Source organism: Lentilactobacillus kribbianus, from assembly GCF_013184075.1.
GTDB lineage: Bacteria > Bacillota > Bacilli > Lactobacillales > Lactobacillaceae > Lentilactobacillus > Lentilactobacillus kribbianus.
Map to the genome: position 1 here is coordinate 289753 of NZ_JABEQQ010000001.1, position 21822 is coordinate 311574.

General features: G+C 37.9%; 23 protein-coding genes. 11 read left to right on the forward strand and 12 right to left on the reverse strand.

The window, feature by feature from the left end; translation table 11 throughout:
• Positions 1–91: 91 nt before the first annotated feature.
• The 4 genes from HII32_RS01690 to HII32_RS01705 form a co-directional block, all read right to left on the reverse strand.
• Positions 92–748: a DUF3862 domain-containing protein gene (locus tag HII32_RS01690; protein WP_172187681.1), complete on the reverse strand. Its 657-nt coding sequence runs from the start codon at positions 746–748 to the stop codon at positions 92–94.
• A gap of 229 nt (positions 749–977) precedes the next feature.
• Positions 978–2039 carry a hypothetical protein gene (locus HII32_RS01695; protein WP_172187683.1) on the reverse strand — a complete coding sequence of 354 codons (1062 nt, stop codon included), beginning with the start codon at positions 2037–2039 and terminating at the stop codon, positions 978–980.
• An 8-nt stretch (positions 2040–2047) separates the two neighbouring features.
• On the reverse strand, positions 2048–2488 hold the full coding sequence (locus tag HII32_RS01700; protein WP_172187685.1) for a hypothetical protein: 441 nt from the start codon (positions 2486–2488) through the stop codon (positions 2048–2050).
• Positions 2489–2681: 193 nt separating this feature from the next.
• A complete protein-coding gene (locus tag HII32_RS01705) occupies positions 2682–3116 on the reverse strand; it encodes a VOC family protein (protein ID WP_172187687.1) in 435 nt (144 codons plus the stop codon).
• A 173-nt stretch (positions 3117–3289) separates the two neighbouring features.
• Between HII32_RS01705 and HII32_RS01710 the strand changes: the two genes are divergently transcribed.
• Positions 3290–3847: a DUF2179 domain-containing protein gene (locus HII32_RS01710; protein ID WP_172187688.1), complete on the forward strand. Its 558-nt coding sequence runs from the start codon at positions 3290–3292 to the stop codon at positions 3845–3847.
• A 2-nt stretch (positions 3848–3849) separates the two neighbouring features.
• Here HII32_RS01710 and HII32_RS01715 read toward each other — a convergent pair whose 3' ends face one another.
• Complete coding sequence (locus HII32_RS01715; RefSeq protein WP_216655616.1) at positions 3850–4623, reverse strand: ribonuclease H family protein; 774 nt, start codon at positions 4621–4623, stop codon at positions 3850–3852.
• A gap of 118 nt (positions 4624–4741) precedes the next feature.
• Between HII32_RS01715 and HII32_RS01720 the strand changes: the two genes are divergently transcribed.
• Entirely contained in the window at positions 4742–5173 is a 432-nt protein-coding gene (locus HII32_RS01720) for a hypothetical protein (protein WP_172187690.1), read from the forward strand.
• Positions 5174–5314: 141 nt separating this feature from the next.
• Here the strand turns inward: HII32_RS01720 and HII32_RS07850 are convergent, their stop codons facing one another.
• The gene (locus tag HII32_RS07850; RefSeq protein WP_281355375.1) at positions 5315–5437 is read right to left on the reverse strand and encodes a hypothetical protein; all 123 of its coding nucleotides are present in this window, start codon (positions 5435–5437) and stop codon (positions 5315–5317) included.
• A 208-nt stretch (positions 5438–5645) separates the two neighbouring features.
• Between HII32_RS07850 and HII32_RS01725 the strand changes: the two genes are divergently transcribed.
• The 4 genes from HII32_RS01725 to HII32_RS01740 all read left to right on the forward strand — a co-directional run bounded on the left by HII32_RS01725 (position 5646) and on the right by HII32_RS01740 (position 9623).
• Positions 5646–6065, forward strand: coding sequence for an OsmC family protein (locus HII32_RS01725; protein WP_172187692.1), 420 nt, complete (start codon positions 5646–5648; stop codon positions 6063–6065).
• A 223-nt stretch (positions 6066–6288) separates the two neighbouring features.
• Positions 6289–8358 carry an ATP-dependent Clp protease ATP-binding subunit gene (locus HII32_RS01730; RefSeq protein WP_172187694.1) on the forward strand — a complete coding sequence of 690 codons (2070 nt, stop codon included), beginning with the start codon at positions 6289–6291 and terminating at the stop codon, positions 8356–8358.
• A gap of 271 nt (positions 8359–8629) precedes the next feature.
• The gene (locus tag HII32_RS01735; protein WP_172187696.1) at positions 8630–8833 is read left to right on the forward strand and encodes a cold-shock protein; all 204 of its coding nucleotides are present in this window, start codon (positions 8630–8632) and stop codon (positions 8831–8833) included.
• Between the two features lie 238 nt (positions 8834–9071).
• Entirely contained in the window at positions 9072–9623 is a 552-nt protein-coding gene (locus HII32_RS01740) for an NADPH-dependent FMN reductase (RefSeq protein ID WP_172187698.1), read from the forward strand.
• A gap of 48 nt (positions 9624–9671) precedes the next feature.
• Here the strand turns inward: HII32_RS01740 and HII32_RS01745 are convergent, their stop codons facing one another.
• Entirely contained in the window at positions 9672–10709 is a 1038-nt protein-coding gene (locus HII32_RS01745; protein ID WP_172187700.1) for a lipoyl protein ligase domain-containing protein, read from the reverse strand.
• 72 nt (positions 10710–10781) lie between these two features.
• On the opposite strand from HII32_RS01745, the gene HII32_RS01750 reads away from it, so the two are divergent.
• Together HII32_RS01750 and HII32_RS01755 are read left to right on the forward strand one after the other, a co-directional pair.
• On the forward strand, positions 10782–11165 hold the full coding sequence (locus tag HII32_RS01750) for a glycine cleavage system H family protein (RefSeq protein WP_172187702.1): 384 nt from the start codon (positions 10782–10784) through the stop codon (positions 11163–11165).
• A gap of 80 nt (positions 11166–11245) precedes the next feature.
• The gene (locus tag HII32_RS01755) at positions 11246–11449 is read left to right on the forward strand and encodes a P8 family protein (RefSeq protein WP_172187703.1); all 204 of its coding nucleotides are present in this window, start codon (positions 11246–11248) and stop codon (positions 11447–11449) included.
• A 37-nt stretch (positions 11450–11486) separates the two neighbouring features.
• Here HII32_RS01755 and HII32_RS01760 read toward each other — a convergent pair whose 3' ends face one another.
• The gene (locus HII32_RS01760; protein WP_172187705.1) at positions 11487–11801 is read right to left on the reverse strand and encodes a DUF7671 family protein; all 315 of its coding nucleotides are present in this window, start codon (positions 11799–11801) and stop codon (positions 11487–11489) included.
• Positions 11802–11914: 113 nt separating this feature from the next.
• Here HII32_RS01760 and HII32_RS01765 point away from each other — a divergent pair, with 113 nt between their 5' ends.
• The gene (locus HII32_RS01765; RefSeq protein WP_172187707.1) at positions 11915–12748 is read left to right on the forward strand and encodes a DegV family protein; all 834 of its coding nucleotides are present in this window, start codon (positions 11915–11917) and stop codon (positions 12746–12748) included.
• Positions 12749–12796: 48 nt separating this feature from the next.
• On the opposite strand, the gene HII32_RS01770 is transcribed toward HII32_RS01765, so the two are convergent.
• The 3 genes from HII32_RS01770 to HII32_RS01780 form a co-directional block, all read right to left on the reverse strand.
• Positions 12797–15547 carry an MMPL family transporter gene (locus HII32_RS01770; protein WP_172187709.1) on the reverse strand — a complete coding sequence of 917 codons (2751 nt, stop codon included), beginning with the start codon at positions 15545–15547 and terminating at the stop codon, positions 12797–12799.
• 13 nt (positions 15548–15560) lie between these two features.
• Complete coding sequence (locus HII32_RS01775; protein WP_172187711.1) at positions 15561–16172, reverse strand: TetR/AcrR family transcriptional regulator; 612 nt, start codon at positions 16170–16172, stop codon at positions 15561–15563.
• A gap of 72 nt (positions 16173–16244) precedes the next feature.
• Entirely contained in the window at positions 16245–17159 is a 915-nt protein-coding gene (locus HII32_RS01780) for a DMT family transporter (protein ID WP_172187713.1), read from the reverse strand.
• A 184-nt stretch (positions 17160–17343) separates the two neighbouring features.
• Between HII32_RS01780 and HII32_RS01785 the strand changes: the two genes are divergently transcribed.
• Both HII32_RS01785 and HII32_RS01790 read left to right on the forward strand, forming a co-directional pair.
• Positions 17344–19086 (forward strand): phospho-sugar mutase, encoded by a 1743-nt coding sequence (locus tag HII32_RS01785; protein ID WP_281355376.1) that lies wholly within the window; start codon positions 17344–17346, stop codon positions 19084–19086.
• A 179-nt stretch (positions 19087–19265) separates the two neighbouring features.
• Entirely contained in the window at positions 19266–20138 is an 873-nt protein-coding gene (locus tag HII32_RS01790; RefSeq protein ID WP_172187717.1) for a DegV family protein, read from the forward strand.
• A gap of 43 nt (positions 20139–20181) precedes the next feature.
• Here HII32_RS01790 and HII32_RS01795 read toward each other — a convergent pair whose 3' ends face one another.
• The gene (locus tag HII32_RS01795; protein WP_172187719.1) at positions 20182–21810 is read right to left on the reverse strand and encodes an ABC-F family ATP-binding cassette domain-containing protein; all 1629 of its coding nucleotides are present in this window, start codon (positions 21808–21810) and stop codon (positions 20182–20184) included.
• Between the last annotated feature and the right edge of the window lie 12 nt (positions 21811–21822).

A 21822-nucleotide genomic window follows, 5' to 3' on the forward strand; every position in this document is an offset into this window, starting at 1 on the left:
AATTGATTAATTCAATTTAACGGGTTTTTAGTTGCATTGGAAATTAAGTGGAAGGCTGGACAGCGTTATTTAATATTAATTTCCATTATTATTAAGCTAAAGTCTTTTCAGTTAACTTCATGTCCTTGAACTTAAGAGTAGCGTTCTTAGCATCTACAGTGTACTTCAAGGTTTGATGTGAATCTTTTTCAGAACCAGTTACAGTTTCATCCATTGGAGTACCAAGGTCCTTCTTAACGGTGTCATACATGTCACCCTTCTTAACCTTGTCGTACTTAGCTTGAGTAAGTTTAGCACCCTTAGTTAAACCCGTAAAGCTCTTAGAAACGGCCTTCTTGTTAACAAATTCAACTTGAACAGTAGCACCTTTAAGTGATGAATCAACATCGGTCCAAGATAAGATAGTCTTCTTTTCAGATTTAGATTCAGTCTTACTGTCACTAGATACATTTGTATTAGCAGTAGTAGTGCTACTTACCTTTTCTGCTTTAGAACCTAGGTATTCTTTTACCTTAGCTTCAGAGGTTCCGCCCATACCGGTCTTTTCGTTACCAGTAGTAATCTTGTCAAATTCAGTCAAGCTGGCTTTCTTATCTGATTTCATTGAAGATGAAGAAGCTTTTGATGATGAAGTTTTTTCAGTCTTCACTGAACTAGAACTCTTAGCCTTGTCAGAACTCTTAGAACCACAGGCAGTCAAAGTCAAAGTAGCTAATAAAGCGGTTGCAATTGTAATTGTTTTCTTCATAATAAAATCCCCCCGATTATGTACAGCTTTTAAAGACATCAGATTTTGGTCTAGTTTTTGTTCTTTGTTCCTCTTTGTTACTTTCATGTTAAATTCTAGCTGTATTTTTAAAAAAATCAAAGCACTTGACTCGCAATCGTAATAAAAGGTTCCAAAAGTTTGCCTGAAAGCCATTACATACTAGGATAATTTCAACTTTTATTTTTATGGGTGACTACCTAGCATTTTTTTATTTATCTGATACCTGAGTATTACCATAACGTTCAATTAATTTCATTTGATTTGTCTTATTTTGCGTTACTTGGACGCCACTGATAGTATGCTGACCAGCAGCAATTAAACGTACTGCCGCTCGGCTTACATGATAGCCATTAAACGAATTATCATCAATTTTAACGTTCAAGGTGTTAAGCATATGACCATAATGATTAGAAATAATAATACAATCTTCCGGGCGTGAGCGTTTCATAGTTGAATTAAATTGGTTGTGAGAAATATCAATGTCACTTGCCGATTCAAAATGAATGGAGGCTCCAAAATAAGCGGTATCAGATCCCATTCCGCTTAATCGGATTGGATCATTAACCGTATTATAAGTGAACGTAATGTGATTAATTTCTCGACTATTACTACTAATTGTGTCGTGTTGTCCAATTGGTGATTGAGCTAACGAAACTAAGCGTTTGCCATCATATTCAGGTTGCCAAGTATTATGGGTCACCGTGATATAAGATGATGGTTCACCGTTAAAGTAGCCCTCACCATATTGATTGAATCGGTTACCGCCACTATCATAATTAGCATAGTCGGTTTGAATAGTTTCTGCATACTCATCATGATCGCTTATTTCACGAATTCTTTGAGTATCTAAGGTATGGCTGTAACCATAAAAATCATTGTTGTTAATATTAATATTCTTGCATCCCATTAAATCAAACACATGGCCGCCAATAGCACTGGTTTGGTGAAAACTAATACCACTAATATTGGCATTGGTAGTTCTTAATAAGCGAAATGTATGACCACCACTACCAATATAGCCACCCTTCCATTGAAGACCACTATTTAAAATGCCATAAAAACAACCTCTTTTTCCCGTAAAAGAAGCACCGGTAGCGTTGATTTTAACATTTTTAGCCGTTGGCAATTTAACGTCACCGTTCATTTTAAAGTTTCCTACCAAAATAATCGTTTCATTTTTTCGAGCTCTTTTAAACTTACTATTTAAGGTGCCATTAGTTTGTTGAGTAACCCTTATTTTTAGTTCTTTAAATTGACCACCAAATTCCAATCGAATAGTTACTGAACCAGCTTTTTTCCCTTAAACGTTCCATTTTGGTTAACCGTAGCTACTTTAACGTTACTCGAACGCCATTTTAATTGTCCCGTCGCGTTTAAAATTTGACCATTTAATCGTTGTTTTTGTCCAACTACCAAGTGGTTACTGCCGGTGAGTTTTAACTCCGGTTTGGTGGTTGATGCCGCTTCTTTAGTTGGTTGATTAGTCGTGGTGGCTGGTTGATTAACGGTGTTACTACTGGTCGTTGAAGTTTTTTCTTTAGGTTGCTGTGGGAAATTTTGATCTGCACCGATACTATCATTAGAATCTGATGGTTGGTGATTATCGCTTACAGTGGTTGCTTCATTAGTCGTAACTGCTTTGGCTAGTGCCGGATCATTAAACCATGACGTTAAAAGTAATACCACTGTCAATAAAAACCACCAGCCTACCTTCTTCATGTCATCATCTCCTATATATCCATCCCTATCAAATATCACGTTATGAAATTATGTAAGCCCTTAACAATTTAATGTTAGCACTTTCACGAACTAATAACTTCATTAACGTCTTCTTAAATAATCTATCCTGATCAACTAGCTCATCCTAACAAAAAAGCACCAATATCTTGTTAGATATTGGTGCTTTTTATTATTATTTTACTGCATTAAAAATCCAGGTTACCCCGTATTTATCCACTATTTGACCAAGCTTGTTTCCAGTTGGTCGCTTTTCATACGAATTAATCACTTTTACTTCATTAGAATTAGATACTTGCTGATATAATTGTTCTAACGCATTAGTTGCCGTGGAATCATCTAATTCCACTCGCAACATCAATGATACCAGTGATGATCCTACTGGTTTTCCCAGAAAACTATCAGCACAACATACCTCATGCCCTAAAATTTTAAAACCGGCACTCATAGTAAGTTCTTCCAAGTCGATATCGACATTTAATGCCAACTCATCAGCTTGTTTGGGTGTTGGAATATTACGATAAACATCTGTTACTCCAAACACTCGTTGATAATATTCCAGAGCGCTTTTCGTATTTTCAAACATCAAGTACGGAATTAACTCTGCCATTAAACAAATAACCTCATCTTCTTGTTTAAATTCAATTACTAATTAAGAATATCTCGCCAGGTCTTAATTGTCAATTTGACAACTACAAACCAATTCATAAATGCTTAAATCAGCATTTTAAAAATACCAGTGCTAAACTAAAGATTAAAAGGTCCTGTTTAGGAGGTGAGCAGATGAAATTAGCCGCAACTATTTTCGTCTTAAATGCATTATATATTTCCATTAACACATTTCGAACAATGTTAGTAGTTAAGGGTCACCGATATTTGGCGCCCATTGTGGCAGTCGTTGAAGAATTAATCTATGTTATGGCCTTGGCCATTGCCCTACAGCATATTGATAGTAAGTTAAATATCGCTGCTTATGCTATTGGGTTTGGGGTTGGTATCTATATTGGTATCATTATTGAAGATCGGATTGCTTTAGGCTACGTTAATTTCCAAGTAACCGTTCAAATTGATCCGACTAACCCACTGCATGCTCATAATGAAGAGTTACCAGAAAACCTACGTGAAAAGGGTTATGGTGTTACCGTTTCTCATGCTGATGGTCGTAGCGGTCCGCGGTTGGTACTAAGTATTTTAGCACCTCGAAAAGCCGAGCGGAGGCTCATGGAACAAATTAAAGAGCTTTCGCCAGATGCCTTCATTATGGTTCAAGAACCGATCGAACTTTCTGGTGGTTTTTGGAGTAAAGAAGTCGACAAACGTTATCACAAGGTTAACAAATAAGATTAGTCATCAAACAAGCCTAGTTGCTTAGTCCCGTGGGTTGATTTATTCACGAAGCTAGTAGCAACGGGCTTTTTATTTGGTGTCATGTCATCCATCGTTTGGTTTAATAATTGATCGACAAAAACGTTGCCGGAATTATCAGCATGACCTTTAGTCCAAACAAACTGTAAATGATTAAACTGTGATAATAATTGATCTAATTGACGCCAAAGTTCACTATTTTTTAATTCAGCATTCCCACTACGATGCCAGTTACGCCGTTTCCAACAAGCTAACCAACCCTTATTAATTGCATCTAATACATATTTAGAATCCATTACTATGCGAATACTTTCATGTTGTAATTGTCGTTTAGCTAAATACGTCAGGGCTTTTACTAATGCCATAATCTCCATGCGATTATTAGTGGCTCCCCATTCACCAGCTGAATCACTAACCACCTCGTTATTAGGTAATTCAAGTCGGTAAGCCCATGCGGCTTTATCACTCGTTAAAACATGACCACCAGCAACATTACCGTGATTTCTGGAACCGCCATCCGTAAAAGCAATAATTTGGGCCGACTTTAATGGTTCGGTGGCCATCGGCTGAGACCGTTTATGAGCTGGCACCCCGGTTTTTGATGATCCTGTCATAAAGGCTCTTGCTTCTGCTCCAGTAGCAAAGCTCTTATACACCGCCCCAGAAAAGCCACTAACTTGTTTTTTAGCGGCATCCCAAGTGTTATATACTCCCGGACGCCGCCCCTTTTTCACAGCATAAAACTTGCTCATAATAATTGCCTCCTCAGTTAAAAAAATTAATAAATGATAATGAAAGTTGTAATTACTTTAAAATTAATAAATTTTGTGCGAAAATAAAAAGTAAAGCAAAAAGGGGGAGATACCTCACATGTCCCAATCTAATGCCCAACTAATTACCATTGATGATGCTCGGGCTCTACTAAAGGATCGTAGTAACCAACTTAATGAACGATTCCCTAAACTAAAGCGACAAGGTAAATTCATTTTACCTGATTTTCGTTTGACCAGACAACGAAAAGCGTTTAAAATTCGTCGCCATACTTTCTTGCAACATCATGCTCGTTCCTATGTTGCGTTTGACTCTGAAAATGGTCAAACTTTATGGATGCACAACTTTCCCAGCTTAACGGAAGCCCTATTTTGGTTAAATACCGGCTTAAAGCCCACTGATAGTGACACTAATGTTTCATTTCAACAGTGGAAAGCGCAACACGAGGATGATATTTTGGCAATGAAAGATGAACTAAGAGCCCTCTCCAAGCAGCGTAAGGAACAAGCTCACGCCCACAAGGTAAAATAAAGTGGCTGTCTTAGATAGTTAAATTATTTTAAAATAAATCTTCATCAAGTAAAAAGGATTCAATATCAATTGATATTGAATCCTTTTTTGGAATATAAAAAACACTACGACGACCATGGCTATCGTAGTGTCTTTTTTTAATTATTTAGCTGGTGCTTGTTTAAGGAACTTTTGCAAATCTGCAACTTCCTTGTTACGCTTTTCAGCTTTTTTTACATTAATTGGTCGACGGCCTTGTACACCGTGTGGATGACAAATACGCATAATAACAGGTCTCCTTATCTTAAATGTTGCTTCAGTTAATTCCTAATTTCCAATAGACCTATTAAGTATAATACAGAACCCAATCAAAATGCAAATTTGACCAGGAAGAAATTTTATAAGCAAATTTTTTAGCGAAAACGCTTTTTTGGGCTAAACTTATTTTAAATACTATCATTGAACTCAGGCAACCCCATCAGGAGGTTTTATAATGGGAAAATTAATCGCTCACACCAAGTTAAGAAAAGTGGGCCGACAAGTTCTGAACCAAGTAGGCCCCCACGTTTTCATTACTGATGAACCCCTGTCATTACACGGGACCGATGCTGGTCCTAGCCCGGTGCAGTATTTACTCAGCACGCTGGGGTCTTGTCTGGCTATCAGTGCCAAAAGTATCGCTGAACATGATCCCGACCTTGAGCTTAGTCTTTTTAATGTAGATGTCGTGGGCGAAACCACTACTTTTGCCGATAAATCATCTAAGTTGATTCAAGTTACCATGCGTATTACCTGTCAAACTAACCTGGATCCGGATAGTCAAGCTGAGTTCATTGATCATGCGCTACACATTTGTACGGTTCATAATACTATTAAAGCAGCAGTACCAATTACCATTGAAATTCTATCTTAATAACTTTTTGTGTTAGCACTCTATAATAATTAGTGCTATTTTTTAAAATGTTATATTTGTTCATCGTTGATATAACTATGTTTTATATCTAAAAAACGTGAGCATATCTTTTGTAATCATAACAATAAGGTGATAATATTTAAGTTGTGTAAAGAAACAAAGCTTTCTTATTGCCGCATCATTACAGTCAGACAATCACTCGATTTAAGGGAGGAATTTTTGAATGAATAATAATGATCTTTTCGGATTTAATAATTTAGATGATATTTTAAATGACCCATTTTTCCGCGACGCCTTTAACAATGGCAACAGTCGCATGACCATTAACGGCCAACCGGTCTCTAAAGACCAATTACGACAAATGCAAGCTAATAATGGTCAACAACCAGTACGTCAACAACAGCCTAAAAGCAATCATCCATTGCTTGATGAATACGGTACTGATATGACCCAAATGGCTAAAGACGGTGATTTAGATCCCGTTATCGGTCGTGATAATGAAATCGAACAAATGGAAGAAGTTTTAAGCCGTCGTAGTAAGAATAACCCTGTGCTCATTGGTGAAGCCGGGGTTGGTAAAACTGCCGTGGTGGAAGGCTTAGCTCAAAAAATTGTAGATGGTGACGTTTCTGAAAAATTACTGAATAAACGCATCATCTCTATTGACGTCGTTTCCTTAGTACAAGGGACTGGAGTTCGGGGTCAATTTGAAGAAAGAATGAAACAATTAATCGACGAAGTATCTGAAAACAGCGATGTTATTCTTTTCATCGATGAAATTCATCAAATCGTTGGTGCCGGTTCAACTGGTGAAGGCGATAAAATGGATGCCGGTAATATTTTGAAGCCTAAATTGGCTCGAGGTGATTTCCAATTAATTGGGGCCACCACTAACGCCGAATTCCGTGATATTGAAAAGGACCAAGCCCTAGCTCGTCGTTTCCAACCTATTACGGTCAACGAACCTAACGAAAAAGATACGATTCAAATTTTGGAAGGCTTAGCTCCTAAATACGAAAAGTACCACCACGTTCACTACACTCCAGATGCTTTGCAAGCTGCTGTAGTTTTAGGTAATCGCTATATTCAAGATCGAATGAATCCTGATAAAGCAATTGATTTAATCGATCAAGCCGGTGCTAAGGTTGCGATGAGCTCTCATTTATCAAAAGACAAAGCCACCTTACAACAACAAGCAGAACAATTAGAAGTGCAAAAGAATGAAGCTTCCAATAATGAAGATTTCGAAAAAGCGGCTCAATTAAAGGATAAGTTAGGTAAGATTAATCATCAAATTAACGCCATTGACGATGGTGAAGAAGTCGAAGTTCCCGACGTTACCGTGGAACAAATTCAAGCTGTCGTTGAAAAAATTACTGGCGTCCCAGTTACTAACGTTAACGAAGACGAAGTTAGTCAATTAAAGAACCTGGATAAAGACATGAAGGCTGAAGTTATCGGCCAAAATAAAGCCATTGACTCTATTGCTGCTGCCGTTAAACGTAGTCGGGTTGGCTTTACTGAAAGCAATCGTCCAATTGGTAGTTTCTTATTTGTTGGCCCTACCGGGGTTGGTAAAACTCAAACCGCTAAGGCTTTGGCTAAGGAATTATTTGGTACTGAAGATTCTATGATTCGCTATGATATGTCTGAGTACATGGATAAAATCAGTGCTAGCAAGCTCATCGGTTCTGCTCCTGGTTATGTGGGTTACGATGAAGGTGGTCGCTTGACCGAAGCTGTTCGTCGTCATCCATATAGCTTGATTTTGATGGACGAAATCGAAAAAGCTCATCCCGATGTTTTAAACCTCTTATTACAAATTTTAGATGATGGTCGTTTAACTGATGCACACGGTAAAACCGTTGACTTCAGTAATACCGTTATCATCATGACTAGTAACGCTGGTCAAGACAACATTGAAGAACAACCAGATGTTATCGAACGACTCAAGCCTTACTTTAGAATTGAATTCTTGAACAGAATTGACGATATTATTCAATTTAAGTCCCTTTCAAGAGAAAACATCCTAAAGATTTTAGACTTGATGTTAGCCGAATTAAGTCAACGAGTAGAAAACGCTCGAGGCATTACCTTTACGGTGACTAACGATGCTAAGAGTAAGTTAGTTGATTTAGGTTACAACGAACAAATGGGTGCTCGCCCAATGCATCGGGTGATTACTAAAGAAATTACCGATCAATTAACCAACGTTTACTTGTCAAATCCTGATGTTAAGGAATACAAGGTTGCTGTTAAAGAAGGCAATATCGTGGTAGAACCCGCAAAATAATTAAATAATTTCTATAAGACCGCCAACCCCATAGTCGGCGGTCTTTTATTATCAAAAAGTCCGTTAAATATTGTTATTAAAACCTTTTTCGTGGATTTAATCGTTTGACAATCTGGTGGGTTGTTGGTATATTATTGTCAATGTGTTTTAGAGTTTCACTTTATTAAGGTACTTGTTTTATAGCTTTATGAAATAACTCCTTAATCATGTTCAACTAGTTAAGATGCATTATAAATATTAAAATGCGCACGGCGCAAGGAGGTTTCATATTATGAAACAAGGTACTGTTAAATGGTTCAACGCTGATAAAGGTTACGGCTTCATTACTACTGACGATGGTGACGTATTCGTTCACTTCTCAGCTATCAACAAAGATGGTTTCAAGTCACTTGACGAAGGCCAAAAAGTTACCCTTGACGTTGAAGACAGCGACCGTGGCCCACAAGCTGCTAACGTTTCTGTTGTTGAAGACTAATTTTAAAAAACTAAAATTAAACTTTACAATTTAAAGGATATATGACATGAGTCATAATTCGTAAAAGACCCGATATCAAAGATATCGGGTCTTTTTTGTTTGCTAATATCAGTGTCAAATCCCCCTCTTTTTTCTGCCAATGATATTATTAAGTTAACAGTTGCATTTATTCCCAGATTAGGAGTATAATAAACTTAACTTATTAAAAGTAAGTAACTTTATTTGGAGGTATCACCATATGACAAATGTAGGTGTAATTGTAGGGAGTTTACGTGAAGGTTCCTTCACTAAAAAAATTGCTAAAGCCGTTGCTGATCAACTACCAGCCGACTACAACGTTTCATTAATCGATATCAACTTGGATCTTTACAACGAAGATTTAGATGTTGATGGTAAAGTTCCCGCTTCTTGGACCAAATTCCGTGAAGCGATGAATAATGTGGACGCCGTTATTTTTGCCACACCAGAATATAACCGTTCTATTCCTGGTGGTTTAAAGAACGCGATTGATGTTGGTTCTCGTCCAATGGGATCAAGCATTTGGGACAAAAAGCCCGCACTTATCATTAGTGTTTCTCCAGGTGCTATTGGTGGTTTCGGTGCTAATATGGCCCTACGTCAATCACTTGTCTTCTTGAATATGCCAGTAGTTCAACAACCCGAAGCTTATATCGGTGGAGTCACTAACATCTTAGATGATAATGGTGAAGTAACCAGCCAACGTGAGTTATCTTACTTTAAGTCGATTGCTGACACATTTGTTGATTTAATCAATAAAATGAATAGCTAAAATTATAATAAAAAGGTTCGCTATCAACTGATAGTGAACCTTTTTTATTTATGAAATTAAGCCTTGATTATTTTGCAAACTACTTAAAATAAAGTCAGTTAATTCTTTTTCACTAATATTTCTGAGTTTACCTGGATAAATGGCCGTTCTAATTCCCTTGGCATCAGCCGTTTGACCAATTAGTTGCTTTGCCACTAAATCCAAATCTCCCTCAACTGGGAAAAACGGATTGAATTTAAACCGCAAGAAGTGGTCATCCATTATGGAAAAATTAATTTCCATCTTACCAGCTACTAAGTCGCGGGTAAAGTAACGATCATAGCCCGGATTACGACCAAAATTCCATTCATCGGTCCCATAAGTATCGGCTAACCGCTTATCAATAATATCCCAATCATCACTATTAATGGCGTAATCTTCAATATCATCAAGTTGTTTTACGTCAAAAATAGCTTTTAACAATATATCCCGTAATTCTGCCATCGTCATTCCGGTTGGCAAATAATCGCCTAAATTTATCATCTCGGCCACTTTAGGATCATCCGTAGTATTCTCATTAAGATGAGTTTCTGCGTCGTTCAAGACGTTTTTAGCGTCATTAAAATCCATATCATATAAAATGGTACCGCTAACTTTTACGGTATTATCAAATTGAGCCATATTCAACTTAGCAAATGCTTTATCGTGAAACAGTAACCGGCCACTTTTAACCTCTAACTTAGCATCAATTCCTAGGTCTTTTAAGGCGGTTAAAATGGGTTGCGCATAGTAAGCATAATCCCCAAAATGCTTTTCTCCTTCAGTTATGATGGCCTCAAAGATCAAAGTTCCAAAGTCATGAAGGACTACCCCACTATCAGTAGTTCGCCAGGCTAATTGAAATCCATGTTCGTGTAGATAAGAAATATTGACGGTTTCCCAAACATTTTGATTTCGTCCAATGACCACAGCGGGTTGGTTGATATACATCATTAACCCATTTCCAGGTAACTTCAAATCACTAACCAAATAATTTTCAATCGCCTGATTAACGCGGGCATCATATACTGGTTTATTATTGCGCTTAACATCAACTAAATACATCATAAATCTCCCTTCACTTATGTCTTAATGTCATTATAGTGTATAATTATAAGAAAATGTAATGAGGTGACTCTTATGGCACAAACAAGTTGGTGGCAACAAATAAATGATGCTTTAGATGAATCCAAGAGTACTGATGAATCTGGACCGATTACGGTCAAAGATGGTATCTGGTACCGCACCTTGCCTAATGGCCATTATTTAATGGGAATTGATCAATCAGTGATTGATCGTCTAGGTGAACTCACCTTTGCTGATTTTCCGACCAAGGTGCAAGAAATGGCCGTCGGTGACGATCTCTTAGACGTTGAAGGCGAAAAATCAGTAGAAACCCTTCAAGCCCCTGTAGCCGGAACGGTTATTTCCCGTAATCAAAATCTATTAAATAATATCGAACAAGCTAGCGCTACTGCTCCGCTACAAAACTGGATTATGGAAATCAATCCCCAAAACAATTAATTTTTTGAGCATATTTCACGCCACCTTTTTCATTTAGGCCTACAATAGAATTGTACTAAAAGTTTGAGGAGGTAATTGGAATGGCAGAATCACCAATTTTGGACAAACATATGAACGAAGTTTTTGATTGGAGCGACAGCGACATGCCAGTTCGTGACGCATTGTGGGATTACTACATGGAAGCAAATAATCACGACACCAAGGCCACCGGAAAAGCGATGGATAAATACTTGAGCATGTCTACTGAAGACATCAAAGCAGATGCAGAAAAATTACTAAAGTAATTGCATAACAAAAAGAGCCTGAGTTAAGGCTCTTTTTTTATTGGCTTATTTGAGTCATCGCTTGTTCAAGAACCGCAGCGGAAACCATTTCATTGGTGAACCGTTGTAGTGGTGTATAAGCATGACGTTTCTTAAATGGAACTGGCCGAGTTTTAATCACCACAACGGACATATCATTTTCAGTGATAAAAACCTGACCTAACTGTTTAAACTTTCCTTTAGTATGCTTACCCGTTCGCCAGCTATGCAGTCGAAACTGACCATTGTCATCTAATTTTATTTGATAATGACCGGAGTTATCCAGGCTAAGTGGTACCCCAATATATTCGGTAACTTCATATTTATCCTTCATTTGTACCTCCCATTATTAAAAAGAACGTTATAATAATTATAGACCTACAATTTTATTATCTTATCATTATCTAATATACTTAATTTAGGAGCCAAACGAAAGGAGCGATGAGTTTGTCTAGGATTAAAATCGTTACTGATGCGGTGGTAAATGCTACCCAATGGTCTAATGATATTGTAACCGTAATTGATCTTCCCATTATTATTAATGGCCAAGTTTACAGTCATATTAGCAAAATTAGTAATGCTAAATATTTATCATTATTACAAAGGTCTTCAACTAGCCCCAAAATTGGTACAGTCAGCGTTGAAGAGTTAATTACCTTATATGATCAGTTAGGAGCAGATGGCAGCAAAATTTTATCACTGCATCTTAGTGACCGTTTTACAGACACTTACAGTGTCGCTAGACAAGCCGCCGTCCAAAGTCTAGCCGATGTCACCGTGGTTAACAGCGGAGTCCCCGCAGCCGGTTTAAGCTATCAAATTCAAACCGCAGTGAACCTAATTCAGGCCAACGCTAGTTTTGCCACCGTCATTGCCCAAATTAGGCACACCTTAGAAAACACCCGGGTATATTTATCGATTTCTGATAATAGTCAGCTGGTGGCCCAACATCGCATCAGTTGGTTTCGAGCCATCGTAGAAAATCGCGCCAACGTCAAATATCTAATGCGCTTTAAGGATAACGATTTTCAGTTTATTGAACGAACAACTAATGATGATTACGTCAGTGATTTTTGGCGCAATCAAATTCAAAAAATGCACGAACTTAATATCGCAAGTTTAGATATCATTCATACCGGTGATAGTCATCGAGCTTATCTAATTTATGATTTAATGGATCAAGAGTTTCCCCTCATGCCTATACACTTACGAACTGCCAATCCCGAAATGGCTAATTATTTAGGCCAAAATGCGACTGGCGTCACCTACTTATTAGGCTAAAAAGGACTTCCTTCATTAATTGAAGGAAGTCCTTTTTATTTATGCTTCTTAGTTACTACTTCTAGTAGTTTTATTGGTATCACTGTGTTTACCTGTAGCGTTCTTGCTCCAAGGGAAAACAAATGGTTCGTAAGTTAATTTGATTAAAGCAGGGAAAACAATTGGAATTGCAATCACAAGAATAATCAAACCAACAATTACGGCAACCGCCACTTGAATCAAAGTTAAGACTCCAGAAGGAATCAAGGCTGCAAACGTTCCGCAAAGAATAACGGCTGCAGAGATAACCACTGTTCCAATAACTCCGGCAGCTGCCACAATGCGTTGACTTGGAAACATAGTATGATCTGGATCGTTGCGATATTGCATGATCAAGAAAATACTGTAATCCACACCCAAAGCAATCAACATAATAAATGAGAAGAATGGGGTATTCCAAGTTAACATATCTTGGCCTAGACTCTTACTACTAATCCATTCAGTCAAGCCTAGAGAAGTAAAGTAAGCAATTACTAACATAGTCATGACATAGAGTGGTTGTAATAATGAACGAGATACAACAATGAGGGCTAAAGTAATCCCAACGATCATAATTGCTGCTGTTCGAACAAAATCACTAGTGGCAATATTCTTGGTATCGTTTAAGTTGCTTGATTCGCCACCAACAGCTACTGTAGCGTTCTTTAATGATGTACCCTTTAAGTTATCCTTAACGATCTTTTGTAAGCCAGAAGCTCGTTTCATAGAGGTTTCCGTACTTGGATCAGTCTTCAAGATAACAATCATCTTAGTAGCTTTTTTGTCTGATGACATGTAAGTGTCAGTAGCCGTCTTAAAGGTATCACTCTTTAACACATTCTTTGGAATGTAGAAAGTATCACCAGCAGCAGATTTAGCCACCCCACCAAGGTAGTCATTGGTTTGACCTAAACCTTTTTTAACCGTATCAATACCGTTACCAGCTGCTACCAATTTAGTTTGCATAGCTTCTAGTTCAGTAGCCAATGCCTGAGCATTTTCACCGATAGATTGAGCATCACTACCTACCCCAGTCAATGAACTCTTCATTCCGGCAGCGGTTTGCGATTGTTGTGCCATTACTTGGGTCAATGCTGAAGTTAACGCACTTTGTTGAATAGCATTAAGTGGTTGACCACTAGCACTTAGTTGTTGGTTTAATTGCCCTACCAATTGACTTGGTGTAGCACTCTTACCAGCTGCAGCAGAACTCCTTTGAATATCAGTTAATTGACTGGCAATACTCTTAGTGGAAGTCCCAATATCGCTTAATGGTTGGGTATCAAACTTGGAACTCTTCATTCCTTTAGAAACCTTCTTCAACCCTGATTCCATGCGATCAACGTTACCAGTTAAAGTATCTAATTGATCACTCAAGTAAAGTTGTTTCAAAGCTACTCCACCTGGTTGAGTTACAGAGTTAACAGAATCAATACCTTTTTCACCCTGAATTTGTTTAGTAACTCGGTCAAGTTCTTTTAAATCTTTTTCATTATTTAAAGTGTGTTTAGCTTGAATATAAACCGTAGTTGGTTCAGCCGTTCCCTTTGAGAAATGGTCTTGAACCGTCTTGAAACCTTTTCGAGCCGTCACACTCTTAGGTAATTCAGCCACATTATCGTAACTCAAGTGACCGTTATATTGTAATGCAAATGGGACAGTAGCTACTAAAGCAATCAACAAAGCAATGATTGGATGTGCCACTGAATGCTTAGATAAGAAACTCCAAGTCTTGTTGTCGCTTTCGCCCTTTAAACTCTTTGAAGGCCAGAAAATCTTTTGACCCAAAGTAGCCATAAAGAACGGATTGAATGTTAACAAGACTAATAGTAAAACAGCTACCCCAATAGCAACACCGACAGCTGATTTGTAAATGGAGAAGCGAGCCAAGCCCAAAGCAGAAAAACCAATCAATAGTGATAAACCACTGTATAAGATGGTACGTCCCGCATTCTTGCGAGCACCAATTGTGGCTTCAACCTTATCTTTACCAGCAGCTAATTGACTCTTAAATTCATTTAACATCAAAATGTTATAGTCAGTCCCAATCCCAAATAAGACAACCACCATAAAGATTTGGGTGTAACTAGAAATTGGGAAATCAAATTTATCTGCTAAATTCATAACGATACTTTGAGAAATCAAGAATGAAATCCCAACTGATATCAAGGAAATGAATGGCACAATCAATGAACGGAATACAATAATTAAAACTAAGAAAATAAAGACAATCGTAATTGCTTCTGTTTTATGCAATCCTTGTTCGGTAACCACACGGAAATCATCATTTAAAATGTCACTACCAGTGACGTAAGTTTTAACCCCTTGGGTTTTAACCGCCTTAGTAATATCCTTGTTCATTTGTGAAACCGAATCTTTTTTACCTACGTCTAGTTGCATCAACTGCGTAGTTTTATCTTTGGAAATCAATTGTTTCTTAGTAACTGCATTTTGGTTAGGACTAGTAATTTTTTTAATATCATAACGAGATTTATGGGCATTTAAATCACTAATCGTGGAATTAATTGCATCAATCTGTGTATTAGTTAACTTATCATCGCCATTATTAAAGACCACGACCACTTGTCTAGTATTACCAATTTTATGACCCCAATGGGATTGAATGGTATTGGCAACTTGACTTTGGGCCGACTTAGGAATTTCAGTTTGGCCTTTATTAGCAATCAAGTTCGAGACGTTTGGCAACATCAACACACTTGCTACTAAGACTACCAGCCATAGTATAAAGCTGACAGTATACCTTTTTACAAATTTATTCATTCTTCAACCTCTTCTAATCAATTTTAATCCAATTTTGTGGAGCGGTAACTCGATACTGCAAAATAATCTGGGCTACTTCAGCTGCTGGCTCTGGATTATCCTTTGATAGCCAGTGCAAGACGATGCCCATTAAGGTATCTAGTACCATTTCTTCAATATAGTCTTTTGGAATAACAGCATCATAAGTTACTGTGCCATTAAATTCTAAAAACTTCTTGCGAATTTCGGTGCTAAATAATCCTTTTAGCTGTGATAAAAACGCCGGATCACCCTGATTACTAAGTAGCGAGGTCAACAATTCACGGTCATTAAAGAACTGACTTAGTGTTGAAATAACCATTTGATACGGAAAAGTTTCAACATTATCTTCATCTTTTAACTGCTTAATTGCTTTTGGAATCATATCATCCAACGTTTGTTGCAGCTTACCTAATAATTCGGCTTCCACTTGATGGAGTAAATCAAATTTATCTAGGTAATGAATATAGAACGTCCCCCGACTAATGCCAGCTCGCCGAGAAATATCGGTCACGTTAATATCATTAAAGCCCTTCTCGTTAATAAGCTCAATTAACGCGGCAATAATTCGCTGCTTAGTCTGAGCCGTTCGCTTATCAACTGCCATTAAAATCCCCCTTTCTATCTAAACCTAACAGTATAAATTATAGAGAATTTCATCAGTAAGTCAACACGTTGTTCATAATTTTTTCTTACTGGGAAATCGAAACGGCAACGCCAAAATAAACACGGTGCTAATCGTTAAAATAGCCCCAATTGTTTCCGCCCCACTAAAGGAAGTATTTAGAAATAACACTGCACCTAAAGTGGCCGATAATGGTTCAAAAACATCCAGTAATCCCGCCACGGTTGGTGAAATATACTTTAGGCTGGCAGTAAAACAAAGATAAGCTAAAATAGTGCCAAATAAAACAATAAAACCAACTCCTAGAATAACACTTAACGTTAGTGGCGGGGTGTTTTGCCACACCGGATTAATTACAGAAAAAATAAGACCACCAAGTAGCATCCCCCAACCAATCACCATTAACGAACCATAACGATTAATTAATTTAATTGGAATCAAAGTCTGCATTGCACCACTCAATGCCAAAACCAAACCAATCAATAAAGCATGTGGTGAAATAGCCAAATGAGCCAGATTACCCTTGGTAACCAACAACCACGTTCCCAGTAAGGCTACTAAAACAGCTGTGGTTTCTTGCCACCGGGGATACTTGCGATAAAACACAACCGTAATTATCACAATCATTACCGTTCCTAAACTCTGCATAACGGTTGCCGTCGCAGCATTACTGGCTTGTACCATTAAGAGATAGGCATATTGAACCGCTGCTAGCCCGAATATAACGTAGGCAATTAAATGAAATCCATCCCCCGGGCGTTTGAAAATAGTCGTAATTGGCTGACGTTGTCCAATTCGAACATATAATAAAATGGCTAAACCGGCTAATAACATTTTAACTGCCATTAGCCATTCTGGTGATAAGTTAACCGCCGCAAATAAATATTGTGATACTGGCCCTTGAATGCCCCAAAAAATACCAGCACTACTGGCTAATAGAATACCTTTTTGAGTATTTGACACAACCATTCTCCTTTACTACTCATCAAAATTATTAACCTAAAAAGTTTAGCATATTTTCAGCATCATTTTGCCAATTCTTCTATAATAAGGAAGATTGTTATTTTTATGCCTAATAAAATTGACGCGTTTCTAGATAGTTTCTATAATGAGACTAACGCTTAACGTAAAAACATTCTCGGAGGATAAAATATTGACTGAAACAGCTGAACAGTTGTACCAAAATTGGTTAAGCCAACCAAACTTACCAGTTGATTTATTAAATGAACTTAAGGAAATGAATAACCATCCTGATCAAATCGCTGATGCGTTTGCTGCTCCCCTTTCATTTGGAACGGCCGGCATGCGTGGTGTCATTGGCGCTGGTATTAATCGGATGAATATTTACACCGTTCGTCAAGCTGCCGAAGGTTTAGCTCGTTTTATGGATACCTTAGATGCGGCCACTAAAAATCGTGGTGTCGCCATCAGCTTTGACTCACGTTACTTCTCCAAAGAATTTGCTCATGAATCTGCTAAGGTTTTGGGACACCATGGCATTAATACTTTTGTTTTTGACGAGATGCGGCCCACCCCAGAATTATCCTTTGCCGTTCGCCACTTACATACATACGCCGGTATCATGATTACTGCTAGCCATAATCCTAAACAATATAACGGCTTTAAGATTTACGGCCAAGATGGCGGCCAAATGCCACCTAAGGAATCAGATATGATCACCCAATATATTCGTCAAGCAAGTGACTTGTTTGCAATTGAGGTAACTACAGAACCACAACTACGTGCTGATAACGTCATGCAACTAATCGGTGAATATGTGGATGTCGCTTACCTCGATAACTTAAAGACGGTTAATATTGACCATGAACTTATCAAATCTGCTGGTGCTGACATGAAGTTTGTATACACTCCGCTTCATGGTACCGGTAAAGTAATTGCCAGAAGAGCTTTGGAAGAAATTGGTTTTAGTGATTATGAAGTGGTACCAGCCCAAACTATTGCTGATCCAGAATTTGCTACGGTACCCTTCCCTAATCCTGAATTTCCCCAAGCATTTGATTTAGCCATTAAGTTAGGTACTAAAATCAACGCTGATGTCTTAATTGCTACCGATCCAGATGCTGATCGTTTAGGAGCGGCTGTTCGTCAACCAGATGGTAGTTACAAACTATTAACCGGAAATCAAATTGCCAGCGTTTTATTAAACTACATTTTAACCGCTAAAAAAGCGGCTAATGATCTTCCAGCTAATGGTACGATTGTTAAATCTATCGTTTCCACCGAATTAGCTGCTGATATTGCTGCTTCTTACGGAATTGCTACTCAAAATGTTTTAACCGGCTTTAAGTATATTGCTGAAGCAATTCAAAACTACGAAAATGATCATAGTAACACTTTCTTATTTGGTTTTGAAGAAAGCTTCGGTTATTTAATTCAACCATTCGTACGCGATAAAGATGCCATTCAAACATTACTTTTATTGGCCGAAGTAGCTGCTTACTACAAGAGTCAAGGCCAAACTCTTTACGATGGTGTGCAAGCTATGTACCAAAAATTTGGTTACTTTGATGAAAAGACCATTTCAAAAGAAATGGATGGCTTGGCCGGCAAACAAAAGATTGCCGATATGCTAACTCAATTACGCGAACAACCATTAAAAGAACTCAATGGTGAAGCTGTTGTAGCTTATGCTGATTACCAAACTGATCAATATACTGATCAAGATGGCAACGTTACTACCACTGGCTTACCTACTTCTAACGTTTTAAAGTATTGGTTTGCTGATGGAACCTGGCTAGCCGTTCGGCCTTCTGGGACTGAACCCAAAATCAAATTCTATCTGGGCACTAAAGATAAAACTCAAGCTGCTGTTGATCAACGCCTTCATAATTATGAAGAAGCAGTTAACCAATTAATCGCCAAATTATTAGCTTAATAATAAAATAAAAACAGGAACTGAATTCATCAGCTCCTGTTTTTTAATTATTAAGTTGAATTACTTTTAGTTTCCCTGTTCTTTTAATATCTGTATAATACAAGATAATTGTAACCATCGAGTGAAACTCTTGCAAATATTTCCGTTTCACGAACCTCAAGTAGAAAAGAGAATTTAAAATGAAAACTGCTGTAATTACCGACAGTGCCAGTTATTTAACCGCGGAGCAAGCTCAACAATATCACATTACAGTCCTACCCATTACTATTATCTTTGGCATGACTCAATATGCCGAAGGCGTAGACATCACGGCCGCAGAATTTTTATCCAAATTAGCCGCCAGTGACAAATTACCGACGACCGCCCAAGTTTCTATGGGGCAAATGCAGGCGGCCTTTGATCAGTTAAGTGCCGCGGGTTACGATGAAGTTATTTGTGTGAACTTATCATCTGGTATTACCACTTTTTACCAAAATCTAGTAGCTTACGCTGCTCAAGTTGCCAATATTAAGGTCTATCCTTTTGACTCTAAAATCGCCAGTGCTGGAGAAGCTGACTTAACTTTACTGGCTGCCAAAATGGCTCTGGCCGGCAAAAATGCTGCAGAAATCTTACCCAAACTAGCCATTTTGCGAGATTCCATCAACGTTACTTTGGTCGTGGATAGTCTAACGCATCTATTAAGAACCGGACGAATTTCCAATACCTCTGCCTTTATTGGCAGTATGTTACGAATCAAGCCGCTTTTAACCTTTGATGACGATGGTAAAATCGTTCCTCAAGGCAAAGAGCGCACGATGAAAGCCGCTTTTAACAAAATTTTAAGTCACTTAGAACAATCAATTCCCACGTATGATACTCCCGTGCGAATTTCAATTGTAGATGCTAATAATCCTAAAGCGCTTAAGGAATGGCAGGCAACTATTCAAGCTAAGTTTCCTAATGCCACTATTCAAATCAGCAAAATTGGACCATCCATTAGCGTTCATACCGGTGAAAAAGCGATGGCAGTGCTATGGGATATCGATTGGCAATATTTAAGTGAAAACTAAAGAAAAATCCTGATAACCACTAAATTCGGTTACCAGGATTTTTTTAATCATTATAAAGATCTTCTAATTGTTTCTTCACTTCTGGATGAGCAATAAAGTCATCATAAGTAATTTCACGACGATCAATAATTCCATTAGATGATACTTCGATAATATGGTTAGCAATGGTTTGAATAAATTCGTGATCATGAGACGTAAAAATTAATGAGCCTGGGAAGTTAACTAAGGCTTCATTTAAGGCTGTGATAGATTCTAGATCCAAATGATTGGTCGGATCATCTAATAGCAAAACGTTATCTTTTTGCAACATCAGTTTGGATAACATCACCCGAACTTTTTCCCCACCTGACAAGACATTAACGTTTTTATTAACGTCATCACCAGAAAAGAGCATCCGACCTAAAAAGCCCCGTAAAAAGGCATCGTCATCGGCCCCCTTTTCTGCATATTGCCGAAGCCAATCTAAAATGCGTAAATCATTACCGTCAAATTCAGCAGTAAAATCACGTGGTAAATAACCTTGAGAAGTGGTTTGACCCCAAGTAACGGTACCTTCATCTGGTTTCATTTCGCCAGCAATAATTTGCATCAAGGTCGTCGTAGCCAAATCAGAGCGACTAACCAAGGCTGTTTTATCGCCGGGACGTAAGGTGAAAGTAACGTTACTTAAAATTTGGTTACCATCAATGGACTTACTAACGTTATCAACTCGAAGTAAGTCATTACCAATTGGCCGATTTTCTTCGAATTTGATGAACGGATATTTTCGAGATGATGGCTTAATATCATCCAAAGAAATCTTGTCCAATTGCTTTTTCCGTGAAGTGGCTTGTTTAGACTTAGAAGCATTGGCACTAAACCGCGCAATAAATTCTTGTAATTCCTTGATTTGATCAGCTTTTTTAGCGTTAGCATCGGCCTTTAGTTTAGCAGCCAATTGACTGGATTGTAGCCAGAAATCGTAATTACCTACGTACATCTGAATCTTACCAAAGTCGACATCACACATCATTGTGCAGACGGCGTTTAAGAAATGCCGGTCATGAGAAACCACAATGGTAATTTTAGGATAATCAGCTAAAAAGTTTTCGAGCCATTGAATGGTATAAACATCTAGTCCGTTGGTTGGTTCATCCAAGAGCAAAATATCGGGTTCACCAAACAAGGCACGAGCTAATAATACCTTCACTTTTTGCCCTTCGTTTAATTCACTCATTAGTTCTTGATGTAAATCTTCTGGAATTTCCAATGATTGTAACAACGAAGAGGCGTCTGCTTCTGCATTCCAGCCATCCATTTCAGCAAATTCACCTTCGAGTTCAGCCGCCTTTAACCCATCTGCTTCTGAAAAATCAGGTTTAGCATAAAGAGCGTCTTTTTCACTCATAATATCAAACAGTTTTTGGTTCCCCTGAATAACTGTTTGCATCACGGTTTGATCTTCAAAGCCATAATGATCCTGGCTCAAACTAGACATTCGTTCATTTTTATCAATGTGAATATTACCAGTGGTAGGTTGAATTTGTCCTTGAAGTAATTTTAAAAATGTTGATTTACCGGCTCCGTTGGCACCAATAATGCCATAACAATTGCCCGGCGTGAATTTAAGGTTTACGTCTTCATAAAGCTTCTTACCAGAAAATTGTAAACCCATGTCGGTTACTGTAATCATATTTTTTCGTAC